The sequence below is a fragment of the Blautia sp. MSK20_18 genome, from assembly GCF_020553125.1.
GTDB classification, from domain to species: Bacteria; Bacillota; Clostridia; order Lachnospirales; family Lachnospiraceae; genus Blautia_A; species Blautia_A fusiformis.
The window spans coordinates 200,820-216,722 of record NZ_JAJCGR010000002.1 but is presented as its reverse complement, the minus strand read 5'-3'; the positions used below and the strand labels follow the sequence as shown (position 1 = coordinate 216,722).

At 46.3% G+C, this 15,903-nt stretch carries 14 protein-coding genes; 11 read left to right on the top strand and 3 right to left on the bottom strand.

Features of this window, described 5'->3' with window-relative positions:
- The first annotated feature begins 34 nt into the window (after positions 1-34).
- The 3 genes from glf (LI091_RS02295) (at position 35) to LI091_RS02285 (ending at position 3,233) form a co-directional block, all read left to right on the top strand.
- Positions 35-1,150, top strand: coding sequence for a UDP-galactopyranose mutase (gene glf / locus LI091_RS02295; RefSeq protein ID WP_334301024.1), 1,116 nt, complete (start codon positions 35-37; stop codon positions 1,148-1,150).
- A gap of 24 nt (positions 1,151-1,174) precedes the next feature.
- A complete protein-coding gene (locus LI091_RS02290; protein WP_265190747.1) occupies positions 1,175-2,077 on the top strand; it encodes a sugar phosphate nucleotidyltransferase in 903 nt (300 codons plus the stop codon).
- 148 nt (positions 2,078-2,225) lie between these two features.
- Entirely contained in the window at positions 2,226-3,233 is a 1,008-nt protein-coding gene (locus tag LI091_RS02285) for an acyltransferase family protein (RefSeq protein ID WP_175442932.1), read from the top strand.
- 91 nt (positions 3,234-3,324) lie between these two features.
- On the opposite strand, the gene LI091_RS02280 is transcribed toward LI091_RS02285, so the two are convergent.
- Entirely contained in the window at positions 3,325-3,843 is a 519-nt protein-coding gene (locus LI091_RS02280) for an Rpn family recombination-promoting nuclease/putative transposase (RefSeq protein ID WP_331463600.1), read from the bottom strand.
- Between the two features lie 93 nt (positions 3,844-3,936).
- Complete coding sequence (locus LI091_RS02275) at positions 3,937-4,263, bottom strand: hypothetical protein (protein WP_265190746.1); 327 nt, start codon at positions 4,261-4,263, stop codon at positions 3,937-3,939.
- Positions 4,264-4,512: 249 nt separating this feature from the next.
- Here LI091_RS02275 and glf (LI091_RS02270) point away from each other — a divergent pair, with 249 nt between their 5' ends.
- From glf (LI091_RS02270) to LI091_RS02260, 3 genes are all read left to right on the top strand, one after another.
- Entirely contained in the window at positions 4,513-5,628 is a 1,116-nt protein-coding gene (gene glf / locus LI091_RS02270) for a UDP-galactopyranose mutase (protein ID WP_059086081.1), read from the top strand.
- Between the two features lie 122 nt (positions 5,629-5,750).
- Positions 5,751-6,623, top strand: coding sequence for a hypothetical protein (locus tag LI091_RS02265; protein WP_092068603.1), 873 nt, complete (start codon positions 5,751-5,753; stop codon positions 6,621-6,623).
- A 39-nt stretch (positions 6,624-6,662) separates the two neighbouring features.
- Positions 6,663-9,590 (top strand): C1 family peptidase, encoded by a 2,928-nt coding sequence (locus LI091_RS02260; RefSeq protein WP_265190745.1) that lies wholly within the window; start codon positions 6,663-6,665, stop codon positions 9,588-9,590.
- A 117-nt stretch (positions 9,591-9,707) separates the two neighbouring features.
- On the opposite strand, the gene LI091_RS02255 is transcribed toward LI091_RS02260, so the two are convergent.
- Positions 9,708-10,154, bottom strand: coding sequence for an RbsD/FucU family protein (locus LI091_RS02255; protein ID WP_015527311.1), 447 nt, complete (start codon positions 10,152-10,154; stop codon positions 9,708-9,710).
- Positions 10,155-10,486: 332 nt separating this feature from the next.
- Between LI091_RS02255 and LI091_RS02250 the strand changes: the two genes are divergently transcribed.
- From LI091_RS02250 to pfkB, 5 genes are read left to right on the top strand one after another with little or no spacing between them, the layout of a single operon-like run.
- Positions 10,487-11,338, top strand: coding sequence for a class II fructose-bisphosphate aldolase (locus tag LI091_RS02250; RefSeq protein ID WP_015527310.1), 852 nt, complete (start codon positions 10,487-10,489; stop codon positions 11,336-11,338).
- A 34-nt stretch (positions 11,339-11,372) separates the two neighbouring features.
- Positions 11,373-12,398, top strand: coding sequence for a LacI family DNA-binding transcriptional regulator (locus LI091_RS02245; protein WP_147602915.1), 1,026 nt, complete (start codon positions 11,373-11,375; stop codon positions 12,396-12,398).
- On the top strand, positions 12,398-13,915 hold the full coding sequence (gene xylB, locus LI091_RS02240; RefSeq protein ID WP_265190744.1) for a xylulokinase: 1,518 nt from the start codon (positions 12,398-12,400) through the stop codon (positions 13,913-13,915). Before LI091_RS02245 ends, xylB begins: the two co-directional genes overlap by 1 nt.
- Positions 13,916-13,917: 2 nt before the next feature.
- Positions 13,918-14,970, top strand: coding sequence for a galactitol-1-phosphate 5-dehydrogenase (locus tag LI091_RS02235; RefSeq protein ID WP_186582442.1), 1,053 nt, complete (start codon positions 13,918-13,920; stop codon positions 14,968-14,970).
- Position 14,971: 1 nt separating this feature from the next.
- On the top strand, positions 14,972-15,901 hold the full coding sequence (gene pfkB, locus LI091_RS02230; RefSeq protein WP_022427200.1) for a 1-phosphofructokinase: 930 nt from the start codon (positions 14,972-14,974) through the stop codon (positions 15,899-15,901).
- The last annotated feature ends 2 nt before the right edge of the window (positions 15,902-15,903 follow it).

Below are 15,903 nucleotides of genomic sequence, written 5' to 3'. Positions count from 1 at the left end.
CTAAAGAAATTGATAACAGGGAGAAATTAAAATGATGTACAATTATTTAGTAGTAGGTTCCGGCTTATACGGAGCAATCTTCGCGCACGAAGCAAAAAAATCAGGAAAGACAGTTCTTGTAGTAGACAAGCGATCGAATATTGCTGGAAATGTTTACACAGAGAAAACAGAAGGTATTAACGTACATAAATATGGAGCACATATTTTCCATACTAACAACAAGAAAGTATGGAATTATATCACTCAGTTTGCAGAGTTCAACAGGTTTACAAACAGCCCGGTCGCTAATTATAAAGGGGAACTTTACAGTCTTCCTTTTAATATGTATACATTTAATAAAATGTGGGGTGTGGTAACACCGGAGGAAGCTGCAGCGAAGATTGAGGAGCAGAGAAAAGAAGCTGGAATTACAGAACCAAAGAATCTGGAAGAGCAGGCAATTTCATTGGTCGGACGTGACATTTATGAAAAGTTGATCAAGGGTTATACCGAGAAACAGTGGGGACGTGACTGTAAGGATCTTCCTTCGTTTATTATTAAACGTCTGCCGGTTCGTCTGACATTTGATAATAACTATTTTAATGCTTTGTATCAGGGTATCCCAGTTGGAGGTTACACGAAGATGGTAGCAAATCTTCTGGAAGGTATTGAGGTTCGTTTGAGTACAGATTATCTGGAAAACAAAGATGAATTAGATGCGATGGCTGAAAAAGTAGTTTACACAGGTCCGATCGATGCATATTTTGATTATAAGCTTGGTACACTGGAATATCGTTCCGTGCGTTTTGAAACAGAAACTCTGGATAAACCGAATTTCCAGGGAAATGCAGCTGTGAATTATACGGATCGGGAAACTCCATGGACGCGTATCATTGAGCATAAATGGTTTGAATTTGGTAAGGATGAGGAAGGTAACGATCTTCCTAAGACAGTGATCAGCCGAGAATTCAGTTCTGAGTGGAAGCCGGGGGATGAGCCGTATTATCCTGTTAACGATGAAAAGAATGGAGCTCTTTACGCAGAGTATAAAAAGCTGGCAGAAGCTGAGACAAATGTGATTTTTGGCGGACGTCTTGGTGAATATAAATATTATGACATGGATCAGGTTATTGCGGCTGTATTAGACCGCTGTGAAAAAGAATTGCATTAAGATCAGGAAATGAGGGGAAATTAAATGCAAACAACATTACTTATCATGGCTGCTGGTATCGGTTCCCGTTTTGGCGGTGGTATCAAACAGCTGGAGCCGGTTGATGAACAGGGCCATATCATCATGGATTATTCGATTCATGACGCAATCGAAGCAGGTTTTAACAAGGTGATTTTTATTATCCGAAAGGATATTGAAAATGAATTTAAGGATGTGATCGGGAATCGGATCGAGGCGGTCTGCAAGGCGCATTCTGTTACTGTGGAGTATGTTTTCCAGGATATCAACGATATTCCGGGAGAACTTCCGGAAGGCCGTACGAAGCCTTGGGGTACCGGACAGGCGGTTCTGGCTGCAAAGGATGTTTTGACAACGCCTTTTGTTGTGATCAATGCAGATGATTATTATGGAAAAGAAGGATTCCGTGAGATTCATGATTATCTTGTAAAAGGAGGCCAGTCCTGCATGGCTGGTTTTGTGTTGAAGAATACGTTGTCTGATAATGGTGGTGTGACACGTGGCATCTGCAAAATGGATGAGTATAATAATCTGACGGAGATTGTGGAGACTTCCAATATTGTAAAGAATGCAGAAGGTGCCGAGGCGGACGGCGTAAAGCTGGATACAGAATCACTTGTTTCTATGAATATGTGGGGATTGGCACCGGAGTTCCTGAAAACGCTGGAAAGTGGTTTTCAATATTTTTTTGAAAAAGTGGTCCCGGAGAATCTTATAAAGGCGGAATTTTTGATTCCAACATTTATTGGAGAACTTCTGGCAGAAGGAAGGATATCCGTAAAGGTTCTTCGTACCAATGATACTTGGTATGGTATGACTTATAAAGAGGATGTTGCTGCAGTGAAGGATAGTTTCAGAGAGATGTTGGAAAAAGGAATTTACAGAGAAGAGCTTTTTGCTGATTTATAAGAGTTTTTTTGTATAAAAGCGAGACCGTCAGTAAATGGGGATAATGTTACTATTATTTTATATAGAAGGCATATAAGAATATAGAATCATTTGCAAATGGCCCCAATATATAAAGAAATAAAGGAACATTGTGATGAATATATCGGTGATGAATTCGAAGGATAATTGGAATATATTTAGCAAAAATCGTAATGCAATTTATGGTGTGGCGATAATTTCAATTATGATATTTCATTTTTTTGAAGATATAGCAAATTCAAATTTATCCGGAGGGGGATTGGGATTTTTAGGCAAGTTGTATAACACATTCATTGGTAGTGTTGGAGTTGAGTTCTTTGTTTTTCTGTCCGGCGTTGGATTATATTTTTCGATGTCAAAAGATTCCAATATTTTGCATTTTTTTCAGAAGAGAATAAAGAGAATTTTGCCAGCTTATCTTATGGTTGCTATTCCATATTGGATTGTGATTGATCTTATTATCATGCAAAAAGGTGTCAAGATGTTTGCATTTGATTTTGGCTTTGTTACATTTTTTACACAAGGGACAAGAACCTTTTGGTATGTGTTATTTATTGTTTTTGCATATTTAATTTATCCATTTGTTTATAAGATATTGCATGTAAAGTGGTCAGATTGGGGGCAACTGTTAATTCTTCTTATTATAGCTTTAGTTATTCAATTTTTACCGAGAATTGTAGCTCCTGTATTGAATTTAAATATAGAAATTCTATTGGGAAGATTTCTTGTTTTTTTCATAGGGTGTTGGTGTGGAAAAAAAGTTTACCAGAATGCTTGTATTAATAATATAGATAAAATGGGAATTTTATTTGGAGTAATGATAATGCTGTGCGGCTTTTTACCGGTAACCAAAATAGTTGTGTCAAAACTAGGATTTAGGATTTTGATGTGTTTTTGGGGGATTTTTTTGCTGTATTGTATTGCTGTAAGTATGCGAAAGATGCCTAAAAGAATTGTAAAGATATTGGAGCAGTTTGGAAAAATGTCTTATGAATTATATTTGACTCATGTTGCAATTAGAGCACTTATGAATGTTATAGGGATAAAGACATTTTATTTTCAAAATTATGTTTTTTGTATTTTGATAAGTTTGTTTTTGACATACACAATTGTAAAATTACAAAAAAAGCTGATTTAGGGTAATAGATAATAATCGGCTTCTGCCTTGGTCAGAAGAATAGCAAAATGCTCAGATCCTCTGTAAAGGATCTGAGCATTTTCAATACGAACTATTTCTTCTGTAATTTCAGCACGTCCTCAAGAGAAAGGCCTGAAAATCTGGAGATGTCTTCAGGAGAGAATCTTGGATCCTGAAGCATACGCTGTGCTGTCAGCATAGCTTGTTCCTGATGGCCTTCGGCACGTGCATCATCGCACATTTCCTGAACAGCCTGACACATATTAACCCTCCCTTCTGTTTCTGTGAAACGTAAGTTGATACCGGTTATGGAGTCGATGACCCGGGCTGCTTTGAGCTCGAGTGACCGGAAGCCGGGACTCTGTGATGTAAGCTCCTGGAGCTTCCGTTTATCTTTGGAATATTTGATGAAGAGCATGACTTCTTTGAGATTGCTCTGGAGTTTGTCAAGCTCTTCATCCTTTATCTCGGCAGGTGAGAAGAGATTGATCCGGTAATCCGGGACCATGGAAAGAATTTCGGGGTCCTGGACAGAGAGCATTTCGTGGAGGCTCCTGGGAGCGTTCCAGGTGTCGGAACCGAAGTACACGACCGTGGTTATGACTGGGATGAGCCGGTCATCCTTGTAGAAGCCGGTGAGATATTCTCCGGATGTGGAAGGCCATTGTTTCGCTTCTCTGTGGGATCTGGCGGAATTTTCTACCTACCCTGCGTATTCTAATGCATCATAGACCATGTTCTTGACCGGCATTGCGAAGTGAGGTTCCGACTGGTTCTCAATCCCCAGGAGAAGATAGATCCTTGAATCGTCGTGCATAACATTAAGAGATTTGAATTCGTCCCGGAATTTCTGGACAGGAACTTCTGAAATGCCGGATCCGTAGGGGACAGCGAGAGCTGTGGTATCCAGTGGATGAAGCGTGTCAGGGTCTATGACGTTTTTTCCTTTGTACAGCATATGGTTGAACACATCCGCAAAAACGCGGTTGTCAGCCATGTAATCTTTGGTGATGGTATCCTTTGTACCCATAGGTTTCACCACCTTCGATCTGTTTATGTGATCAGAGTAGTTTATTATCTGATCCAGTTACAGGGTATCATACATTTTGGTGTTTGAGAAGCGGATATCTGATATTTTATCATTTTTGCAGCTTGCGGAGATCTGTTTGACAACATTCTTATATAAGATTTACCGGGATTTTACAGTAGCTTCTTGCCAGCTACCCTTTTTCGGTGTTAAAATAACAGCATCAATGAAAGAACAGGGAGAATGAAATCAATGTACGATTATCTTATCGTAGGTGCCGGTCTTTACGGTGCGGTTTTTGCACAGGAGGCGAAGCGTGCCGGGAAGTCAGTGCTTGTGATCGACAAGCGTCCGCATATTGCGGGAAATGTATATACAGAGAAGGTGGAAGGGATCAATGTGCATAAATACGGTGCACATATTTTCCATACCAATAATAAGAAGGTCTGGGATTATATCACCCGGTTTGCCACCTTCAATCGTTTTACCAACAGTCCGGTTGCCAATTATCACGGGGAGCTGTACAGTCTTCCGTTTAATATGTATACCTTTAACAGGATGTGGGGCGTGGTGACTCCGGAAGAGGCTGCGGCAAAGATCGAGGAGCAGCGGCAGGCTGCAGGGATCACGGAACCTTCAAATCTGGAGGAACAGGCTATCAGTCTTGTAGGTACGGATATTTATGAGAAGCTGATCAAGGGCTATACAGAGAAGCAGTGGGGACGTCCATGTACGGAGCTTCCTGCTTTTATCATCAAGAGGCTTCCGGTGCGTCTGACTTTTGACAATAACTATTTCAATGCGCTGTACCAGGGAATCCCGGTGGGTGGTTATACGAAGATGGTTGCCAATCTGCTGGACGGTATCGAGGTACGGCTGAATGAGGATTATCTGGAGAAAAAAGAGCAGTACGATGCAATGGCGGAGAAGGTGATCTACACAGGTGCCATCGACGCGTATTTTGACTATAAGCTGGGAACTCTGGAGTATCGTTCTGTGCGTTTTGAGAATGAAACACTGGATAAACCTAATTTCCAGGGAAATGCAGCAGTGAATTATACGGATGTGGAGACTCCGTGGACCCGTATCATCGAGCATAAATGGTTTGAGTTCGGAAAGGATGAGGAGGGTAATGATCTTCCGAAAACGGTGATCAGCCGGGAATACAGTTCCGAGTGGAAGCCTGGAGATGAGCCGTATTATCCGGTCAATGATGAGAAGAACGGAGCGCTTTACGGACAGTATAAGGAGCTTGCAGAGAAGGAACCGAAGGTGATCTTCGGCGGCCGTCTTGGCGAATATAAATATTATGACATGGATGCGGTGATCGCTTCTGCGCTGGATATGTGTGAGCGGGAGCTTGCATAAAAAAGATACTGGATATAACTAATGATAAGATCCTCTTATATTTCGGAGCCAAGGCAAAAGAGAAATATAAGGGGATTTTATGCATAGAATGGCAGTGAGATTTTTTGAGGGAGGAAAGAGCAATGAAAAGGTGCAAAGGTGTGCTTCTGGCAGGAATGCTGGTGCTGAGTATGAGTGTTCCGGTGTATGCGGACAAGTCGGTTGTGGTGAAGGTGGAGGCTCCGGCGGATACCACAGATTATTATATGACTGTGGATTCCGGTGGAGTTGGTGTGGATATCTATCCGTCCACCGACGGAAAAGGTGAAAAGCTCAATGATAAGACGGTAAGGGATGGTACTGTCCTGCATATCGAAGGGGAGACAGAGAAGAATGGTGAGACTTGGGGATATACAGAGTATAATGGCAGATACGGTTATGTGCCGCTGGAGGAGCTGCGGCCCTCAAAGGATGCGGAGCTGGCGAAGGCCGGAATCGCAGGGGGCACGGAGAAAGAGACTTCTGCAGTGAATCAGGGAGACGCATCCGATACGCAGGATTCCGCAGCCGGCAAAGGACAGGGAACGTCTGCAGGGACGGCCAGCACAGGCAGTTCTCAGGCTCAGAATGACGAAGGACAGGGAACGTCTGCAGGGACGGACAATACAGGCAGCTCTCAGGCTCAGAATGGCGAAGGACAGGGAGCGTCTGCAGGGATGGCCAGCACAGATGAATCTCAGGCTCAGAGAGGTGAGGTTCAGGGGCCACCTGCGGCGTCGGCCAGCACAGGTAGTTCTCAGGCTCAGAGCGGCGAGGTCCAGGGACCGCCTGCAGCGGATGGAACAACAGAAGGTGGGGAATCTGTGGATGAAGCTGTCACTAAGCCGGTCAATGGCACAGCTGCGACATCCTTTAAAGAAGAAAATTCCTGGTATAAAAGTCCGTTTATCTGGATCGGGATCGCAACAGTACTTGCAGTAATCGGAATTCTGGGTTATCATTTGAAGAAACGTTAACAGATAAATCAGATCAATATAAGAAAAGTGGAGAATTTTGTGAAGAGATTACAGCTTGTCAGGAAGAAATTACTGCCGCTTCTTTTGTGTGTGGCAGTTGCGGGCAACCAGGTTCCGGTCATGGCAGCCGATGTGGAAGGCTTCAGTGATTCTGCGGAAGGCTTCAATGAAGAATGGTCTGAAGATACACAGACGCAGTCGGCGGAAGCAGAGGATACGACGGAGACCGTAGAAGGGAATACCACAGAGAACACCGGTATCCCTGATGAACAGACCGAGGATATTGCAGAGGCAGCCGACGGGGATACCGAGGATATAGCCTTGCAGAGCTCCGAGGAGGATACAGAAACTCCCGAAATATCAGAAGGATCGTCTTCAGATTCCCAGGAGGAGGCTACCTTTGGCGACGGTGAGGAGAGCTTCGGGGATGCCTCAGACAGTGGTGAGTCCGGCATCGAATATATCAAGGGCCGTCCGCTTACGGAGGAAGAGGAGCAGGAACAGCTGGCACCCTTTGATAATCTGACCTCTTATTCCACCGCCGTGGAGATCGGAAATGATGTGGATGAGGTACCGATGGGAAGAGCTGCGGCCTATCCGTCCTATTATAATGCAGCGGATCAGGGATATGTCACTTCCGTAAAGAATCAGGAGCCCTACGGTATGTGCTGGGCATTTGGAATGGCCTCTCTTCTGGAAACTTCGTTTCTGACCCAGGGCCTTGGAACTTATGATCTGTCGGAAGAGCATCTGGCGTATTTTTTTGCAAACAGAAAGAATGACCCGCTTGGAAATACCTACGGGGATGTCAATAAGCATATGGGGACAGATGATAAAGGAAACGCAGATTATCATGAGGGCGGAAATGATCTTCTGGCTTCTATGTTTCTGAGCACCTGGTCCGGAATGACAACAGAAACGGATGTGCCTCTGGCTACAGATTCCACGCATACACAGAAAACCGGTGTGACTCCGGCGGCATCCAAAGCGTACAATGCAGCTGCTTATCTGAAAAATGCCTATTTTTCCGATTATTCCGTAAATGCCATGAAGAAGCTTCTGGTTGCAAATGATTCAGTTACTGTGATGTATAATGCACAGAATGCCTATTACAATGCAAGTACAGCGGCCTATTCCTATCCTACCAGCACCAAGAACGTGAATCATGTAGTTACAGTGGTGGGTTGGGATGACAATTATTCTGCAAAGAATTTCCGGGCATCTTCCAAGGTAAAGGGAGACGGAGCCTGGATCGTCAAGAACAGCTGGGGTACAGGTTGGGGAAAATCCGGATATTTTTATATGTCTTATGAGGATAAGTCTGTCAGTGAGCTGGTTGCGGCTACGGCTGTCAATACACCGAAATATAGCAACAATTATTTTTATGACGGAACGTCAGGGCTTGGCTCCATCCGCATGTATGCGGGAGAACAGCTGTCCACGGTTTTTCGTGCCAGTGCAGGAAACGGAAAAGCGGAATCGCTTGGTGAGGTGACTCTTAGCTCCATGTCTGCCAATAATTCCTATACTGTGCAGGTATACACAAATCTGAAGGATGCCAGTGATCCTACCAGTGGAACACCGGCATATTCCACACCGGTTTCTTGCAGTCAGCCGATGGCTGGGGTTATGACTTTTCAGATCCCGGAGGTCCTGCTCAGCCAGAACAGTCTGTATTCTATTGTGGTGACAAATGCAGGAAGCACATATATAAAATACTGTGTGGAGGCAGAGGTCAGTTATGGCTGGTGCAGCTTTTCTCCGTCTATCGTATCCGGTCAGAGCTTTCTGCGATATAATGCGGAGGATACCTGGATGGATGCAGTTGAATTTAATCCATCGGTAACGCCGAGGATCAAGGTGCATACCAGGACTCTGAGCAGTGCGGCGAGGATGCAGCTTTCTTCGTCTGAGATAAGTCTGTATTCCGGAGATCAGAAAACACTGAATGCTTCGGCTACCAGATCCGAGATGGATGCTTCCGGCATTGTCTGGGAAAGCTCAGATACCAGTGTGGCTGCTGTAAATGGAAGTGGCGTTGTTACTGCAAAAAATCCGGGAACAGCAACCATAACCTGCTACGGAAAAAATGCCAGGGGAATCCGGGCTACCTGTAAGGTTACGGTGAAGCTTCGTCAGACCACAGGTGTAAAACTGGTTTCCAAGGCATTTAACAGGATACGGATCTCCTGGAAAGCAGTTCCCGGCTGCAATCGTTATGCTATCTATCGCTGGGATGAAAGCGGAAATTCAAAAAAAATGGCAACCGTGACAGCAGATGTAGTGACCTGGCAGGATACTGCAGTGAAAACAGGAAGCACTTATACGTATCGTATCCGGGCTTCTTATGTGTGTTCCGGAAAGAAGACTGTTTATGGAGCCGCATCTTCGCCGTTATCAGCAAAAGCGGAGCTGGGAAAGGCCCGTGCAGTGGCTGAAGCTGTCAGCGGACCATGTAACAGGGTATCCTGGAAGAAGGTTTCCGGAGCCAGTGGCTATCATATCTACCGGAAGCTCCAGGGGAAAAGCTGGGTTCGGATCGGAACCGTTAACAACAAAGTATTGTCCTGGCAGGACATGAAGATTGAGGGAATCACCTCCTACGCTTATGCTGTGAGGCCATATAAGAATGTAGACGGGAAAAAAGTTTTCGGAGGATATCAGGCAAGCAGCTATATCCTGTCCTATCCGGAACTTCAGAAGATATCCAGTGTCAGGAAGACCTCCAGGGGGCTGAAGATCTGCTGGAAAGCGCAGAAGAAAGCAGATTGCTATCAGATCTACCGTAAGACCGGAAAGGGTTCATGGAAAAAGATCAGTACAGTTTCCGGAGGCAGTTGTTCCTCCTTTGAGGATAAGACCGCAAAGAAGGGAACAATGTATTACTATGCGGTGCGTGCAGGGATAAAAACCTCCGGTGGAAAAGTACTCTGCGGAGGATATGCCGCAAAAGCAGCAAAGAGATAAACGTGTCAAAATATAAAATGCCCGGATCTGGAATGTTTCAATCCAGATCCGGGCGTTTTATGTTTTGGTTGAATATGTGTATTATATATGATTATATCAGGCAGTTCAAAAGAAAGATCAGTCGTTGTTGATCACAACGCCTTTCTGAAGCATGATGTTGGCATAAAGTGCTTTCTCACTTGTGGAGATGATGCAGTATGCAGTTTTTGCTTCGTCATAGAATGCGAAACGCTCGATGTTTCCGACGGCTTTTTCGCCACGCTCGTCATGTTTGGAAACGATTTCTTTATATGTATCCCAGATCGGTGTCTCCACATTATCGCCAGGCATTACTTCCATCAGGTTTACCGGATGCTCTACATAAGTATCCAGCGGGAAGAGCTTCAGGATGGCATCCAGGATCTCCGGAACGCCATGTCCGTCACAGCGGATGGTGATGGCATTTTTTCCCATGGATTCTACAGGGAAGTTTCCGTCAGCGATAACAAGACGGTCACTGTGTCCCATCTCACATAAAACCTTCAGTAATTCTGGTGATAAGATTTCTGGAATTCCTTTTAACATAGTTTATATCCTCCTAAGATCATTGTGTACTTACAGCATTTCGGAAATTATAGCATCAGGCTCAGATGATCAGAACAGGATACATGGATTTCCGAAACTGTTATGACGCCGGTAGTATCAGACAGACCTGCCCGGCCACAGGCTTTAGAACTCTTATTAATTAATCTAACGGTATTTGGTCTCCTTTTCAAGGGAATATTTTCCTGTAAATGATGAAAATTTTATGGTTGACAGAAAACGTAAGGAGCGCTATGATGAACTCAAACGGAAACGTTTCGGTTTCTGAACCAAATGAGGAAATAATACAAAACAAACACAAGGAGGAGAAGATTATGCCACTGGTTACATCGAAGGAAATGCTGTTAAAGGCACAGAAGGGCGGATATGCAGTAGGAGCATTCAACGCAGAGAATATGGAGATGGTGAAGGCGATCATCCAGGCAGCTGAGGAGCTGAAAGCACCGGTTATGATCCAGACAACACCTTCTACTGTTAAATATGGTACGGTTGAGACTTACGCTGCGATCGTAGCAGCAGAGGCAGCCAAGGCTTCCGTTCCGGTATGCCTTCATCTTGACCACGGCAGCAGCTTTGAGCTTGCGATGCAGGCAATGCATGCAGGCTATACTTCTGTGATGATCGATGGTTCCAAGCTGGATTTTGAGGATAATATCAGAGAGACCAGGAGAGTTGCGGATGTGGCAGCAGCCCTGGATATCCCATGTGAGGCTGAGCTCGGTAAGGTCGGTGGTAAAGAGGATGATCTTGAGGCTGAGGCAGACACTAACACCGACCCGCAGGAGGCGAAGGAATTCGTGGAGCGTACAGGTGTTACTTCCCTGGCAGTTGCCATCGGAACCGCACATGGTTTCTATGTGGGAACACCGGTTCTTGACAAGGAACGCTTAAGCGAGATCCGCGAAGTCGTAGATATCCCCCTTGTTCTTCACGGGGCATCCGGACTCAGTGATGAGGATGTCAGCGACTGTGTAAAACGTGGTATCTGCAAGGTTAACTTTGCAACAGAGCTTCGTGCTGCATATTCCAGGGCAGTGAAGGAGACCTTTGCAGAGAATGAGAACACCATCGATCCGAAGGCCTACGGAAAGAAAGCGATCCAGGCAGTGAAGGAGCTGGTTGAGGCGCGTATGAAGGTTTGCGGCTGTGATGGAAAGGCAGAATGATCTTCTGTAAAAAAACAGAAACGGAGTGATCAGTATGGCAGCAACCATGAAAGATATTGCCAGGCGGACCGGACTTGGGCTTGCAACGATTTCTTCTTATTTTAACGGCGGAAACGTAAGAGAAAAAAACAGAATAAAGATCGAGGAGGCCATTCAGGAGCTGCATTATGAGGTCAATGAGGTGGCCAGAGGGCTTAAGACTAATGCTACCAAGACCATCGGCGTGGTGATCCCGGAGCTTAACAATACCTTTTGCGCGGAGATCATCACAGGAATGGAGGATGTCTTAAGGAGTCACGGATATGCGACTATTGTCTGTGACTGCCGTACCGATAAGAGACTGGAGCGGGATGCAGTGGAGTTTTTAAGCCGGAAGCGTGTGGACGGGATCATCAGCATGCCGGTGGATGCGGAAGGCAATCATCTGAAAAAATTCCAGAAAACCGGAAAGCCCATCGTACTCATTGACCGCAGGATCCGGGAGCTTTCCTGTGACAGTGTTCTTGTAGACAACGAGAAGGCGGCTGAGGACGCAATGAGAGTTTTTTTTCAGGCAGGACACCGTAAGATCGGGATCATTGGCGGACCGGAGGAAATTTCCACAGCTCAGGAACGTCTCCAGGGGTACCGCAATGCATACGAAAAAGAAAATATACCGGTACGGGAATCTCTGATCTATCACGGCGATTATACCATTCAGGGCGGTGTGCAGGGAATTGAGAAGCTTGTTGCGGACAATCCGGATATGACGGCCGTGTTTGTTACCAACTATGAGATGACCATGGGGGCGGTGATCGGGATGAATGAGCTGGGTCTTAAGATCCCGGAACAGCTGTCTATGATCGGTTTTGACAATCTGCAGTTTGCCAGAGCATGCAATCCCAAGCTTACCATTGTGGCACAGCCTACACAGGGGATTGCCGGAGAAGTGGCGGGAATCATGCTGAAACGGCTGGAAGGGGCTGCAAGTGAAGAAACAGAACCGATCACGGAGAAGCTTGGCGCAGAGATCATCATGGGAAAATCCGTCTGTGTGCTGGACGAGAAGGAGAAGCTATAATGAAACCATATTTATTAGGTATTGATATCGGAACCAGTGCCTGTAAGGTTGCGGTTTTTGAAAAATCGGGAACGGTTGTGGCTGCGGCCAACGGCGATTATCCGGTTTACTATCCGAAGGAGGGCTGGGCAGAACAGAATCCGGAAGAATGGTGGAGTGCTGTTTGTCAGGCGGTAAAGAAGGCCATCCAAAAAGTGGGGATAGCACCTGAGGAGATCGCAGGCATCGGTATTGACGGTCAGAGCTGGTCAGCCATTGCCATGGATAAGGACGGAAATGTACTGACAAACACTCCGATCTGGATGGATACCAGAGCACAGTCTATCTGTGACAGATTGAATGAAGAGATCGGGGCAGAGCAGATTTTTGAAATATCCGGTAATTCCCTTCAGCCGTCCTACACAACTGCAAAGATCCTCTGGTATAAAGAAAATCTCCCGGAGGTGTACCAAAGGATCCACAAGATCCTGCAGTCTAACAGCTACATTGCATATAAGCTGACGGGTGTGATGAGCCAGGATGTTTCCCAGGGCTATGGCCTGCATTGCTTTGACATGAGAAAGGCAGCCTGGGATGAGGATATGTGCAGAAAGCTTGGGATTCCCATGGAATTTCTTCCTGAGATCTGTGCCTGTGATCATGTTGTGGGAACAGTTACAGAGAAGGCGGCGGAGGAATCCGGCCTTGCTGTGGGAACACCGGTTGTTGCCGGTGGTCTGGATGCGGCATGCGGAACACTGGGGGCTGGAGTGATCCATCCGGGTGAGACACAGGAGCAAGGCGGACAGGCCGGCGGAATGAGCATCTGCATGGATGAGTACAAGGCAGATCCCAGACTGATCCTTGGCTATCACGTGGTTCCGGGACAGTGGCTCCTTCAGGGAGGAACCACCGGAGGTGGTGGTGTCATGCGCTGGTTTGAACGTGAGTTTGCAGATTATGAGCGCTCTGTAGCAGGGGAAAAAGGCTCTTCTCTGAACCAGCTCAATGAGATCGCGGAAAGGGTCGCACCAGGCAGTGACGGAGTGGTATTTCTTCCATATATGTCCGGTGAGCGTTCCCCGATCTGGAATCCTAATGCGAAGGGCGTATTCTACGGACTGGATTTTGCCAAGACCAAGGGACATATGGTACGTGCCTGTATGGAAGGCGTAGCACTTTCTCTGAAACACAACCTTGAGGTGGCAAAGGAAGCGGGAGCAGATGTGGAAGTTCTCCGTGCAATGGGAGGCTCTGCAAATTCTCTTCTCTGGACACAGATCAAATCCGATATCACAGGAAAACCCATCGTAGTGCCGTCCTCTGATACGGCAACAACACTTGGTGCAGCGATTCTGGCAGGTGTTGGTGTTGGAATGTATCAGGATTATGATGAGGCCATCCGTCTTACGGTAAAGGAAACAAGAAGACATGAACCGAACCCGGAAAACCGGGACGTTTATGAGAAAACCTATAAAACCTATTTAAATCTCTATAAATCTCTTGAACCTATGATGAGAAATGAGGAGGAAAAGTGATCATGAAAGCAGCAGTAGTAGTAGCAAATGAGGATGTTCAATATCAGGATGTGGAAGAACCCCAGGTAACACCTGGCCATGTGAAGATCAAGGTAAGATATTCCGGGATCTGCGGATCTGATATCCCGCGTGTATTAAATCACGGCGTACATTTTTATCCCATCGTGCTTGGACATGAATTTTCCGGCGATGTGGTGGAAGTGGGAGAAGGCGTTACCAAGGTGAAGGTCGGCGACCGTGTATCCGGTGCACCACTTCTTCCCTGTATGAAATGTGACGACTGTCAGAAGGGTAATTTCTCTCTCTGCAAGCATTACAGCTTCATCGGTTCCAGAGAGCAGGGAGCAAACGCAGATTATGTAGTGGTTCCTGAGCAGAATGCAGTACCATTCGCAGACAATGTTCCATATGAGCAGGGAGCCATGTTTGAGCCTGCAACCGTAGCTATCCACGGTGTATTCCAGAACGATTACCACGGTGGTGAGTATGTGGCGATCCTTGGCGGCGGTACGGTTGGTATGTTCACCATGCAGTGGACCAAGATCTTCGGCTCCAAGAAGGTAGTGGTCTTTGATATCAGCGATGAGAGACTTGCTCTTGCAAAGCGTCTCGGCGCAGATGAGATCATCAACACAAAGGAAGAGGGATATATGGAAAAAGCCATGGCCATTACAGGTGGAAAGGGCTACGGCTTCGTATTTGAGACAGCCGGACAGGTTCCTACCATGCATATGGCATTTGAGCTTGCAGCAAACAAGGCACATGTATGCTTCATCGGTACTCCTCATGAAAACCTTACCTTTACACCGAAGGAGTGGGAGAACATGAACCGTAAGGAGTTCAAGCTTACCGGTTCCTGGATGTCCTACAGTGCCCCGTATCCGGGACGTGAGTGGGAGCTGACGGCGCATTATTTTGCAACTGGCCAGCTGAAGTTTGACCCGGGCTTCATCTATAAGAAAATCCCGATGAGCCAGGCACAGGAGGCATTCCAGCTGTTCAAGACACCGGGCCTTGTAAAAGGAAAGATCCTTCTTTCTAATGAGGAAGACTGATATGATTCTGACAGTGACCTTAAACGCTGCCATTGACAAGCGTTATGTAGTGGATGATTTTAAAGTGGGCGAAGTGAACCGTGTGCGTGAATGTACCTACGTTCCCGGCGGAAAGGGACTGAATGTTTCCAAGCCGGCGTCCATTTACGGTGCTGAAGTGGTTGCCACCGGCTTTGTAGGCGGCCACGCAGGCAATTATATAGAAGCTGCCCTGAAGCCTTTTGGCATTAAGAGTGCTTTTTACCATGTGGATGCGGAGAGCCGCTCCTGTATCAACATCTGGGATGAGGTGAATCATGTACAGACCGAATTCCTGGAGCCGGGATTTACACTGACAGAGGCAGATTTTGAGGGCTTTGAGAAAAAATTCCGCCAGCTTGTAAAAGACGCTTCTGTTGTGGCAATGTCCGGCAGCGTGCCGAAGGGACTTGACGGAAGTGCCTACCAGCGCCTTGTGAAGATTGTGAAAGACGCCGGAAAACCAGTGATCCTGGATACCAGCGGCAAGCTTCTGGAAGAGGGGATCAAGGCAGCACCGACACTGATCAAGCCTAATATTGATGAGATCCGTATGCTGACAGGCAAGCATTGTGACGATATCAACGATATCATTGAAGCAGCGAAAGCCATCCATGCCGGTGGTGTGGAGATCGTGGCGGTCTCGCTTGGTGCAGATGGTTCCCTGGCAGTCGGAGAGGAAGGGATTTTCCGTGCGGTGGTTCCGAAGATTGATGCGGTAAATACCGTAGGCTGCGGAGATTCCATGATCGCAGGCTTTGCCCTTGGATTAAGTGAGGGACTTTCCCTGGAAGAGACTCTGCAAAGAGCCAGTGCGATCTCAGCGGCGGCAGCCATGCGCGAGGAAACGGGCTTCTTTGTGATGGAGGATATGGAGGCTCTTCTTCCGAAGATCGAGATCAGGCGTTTATAAGA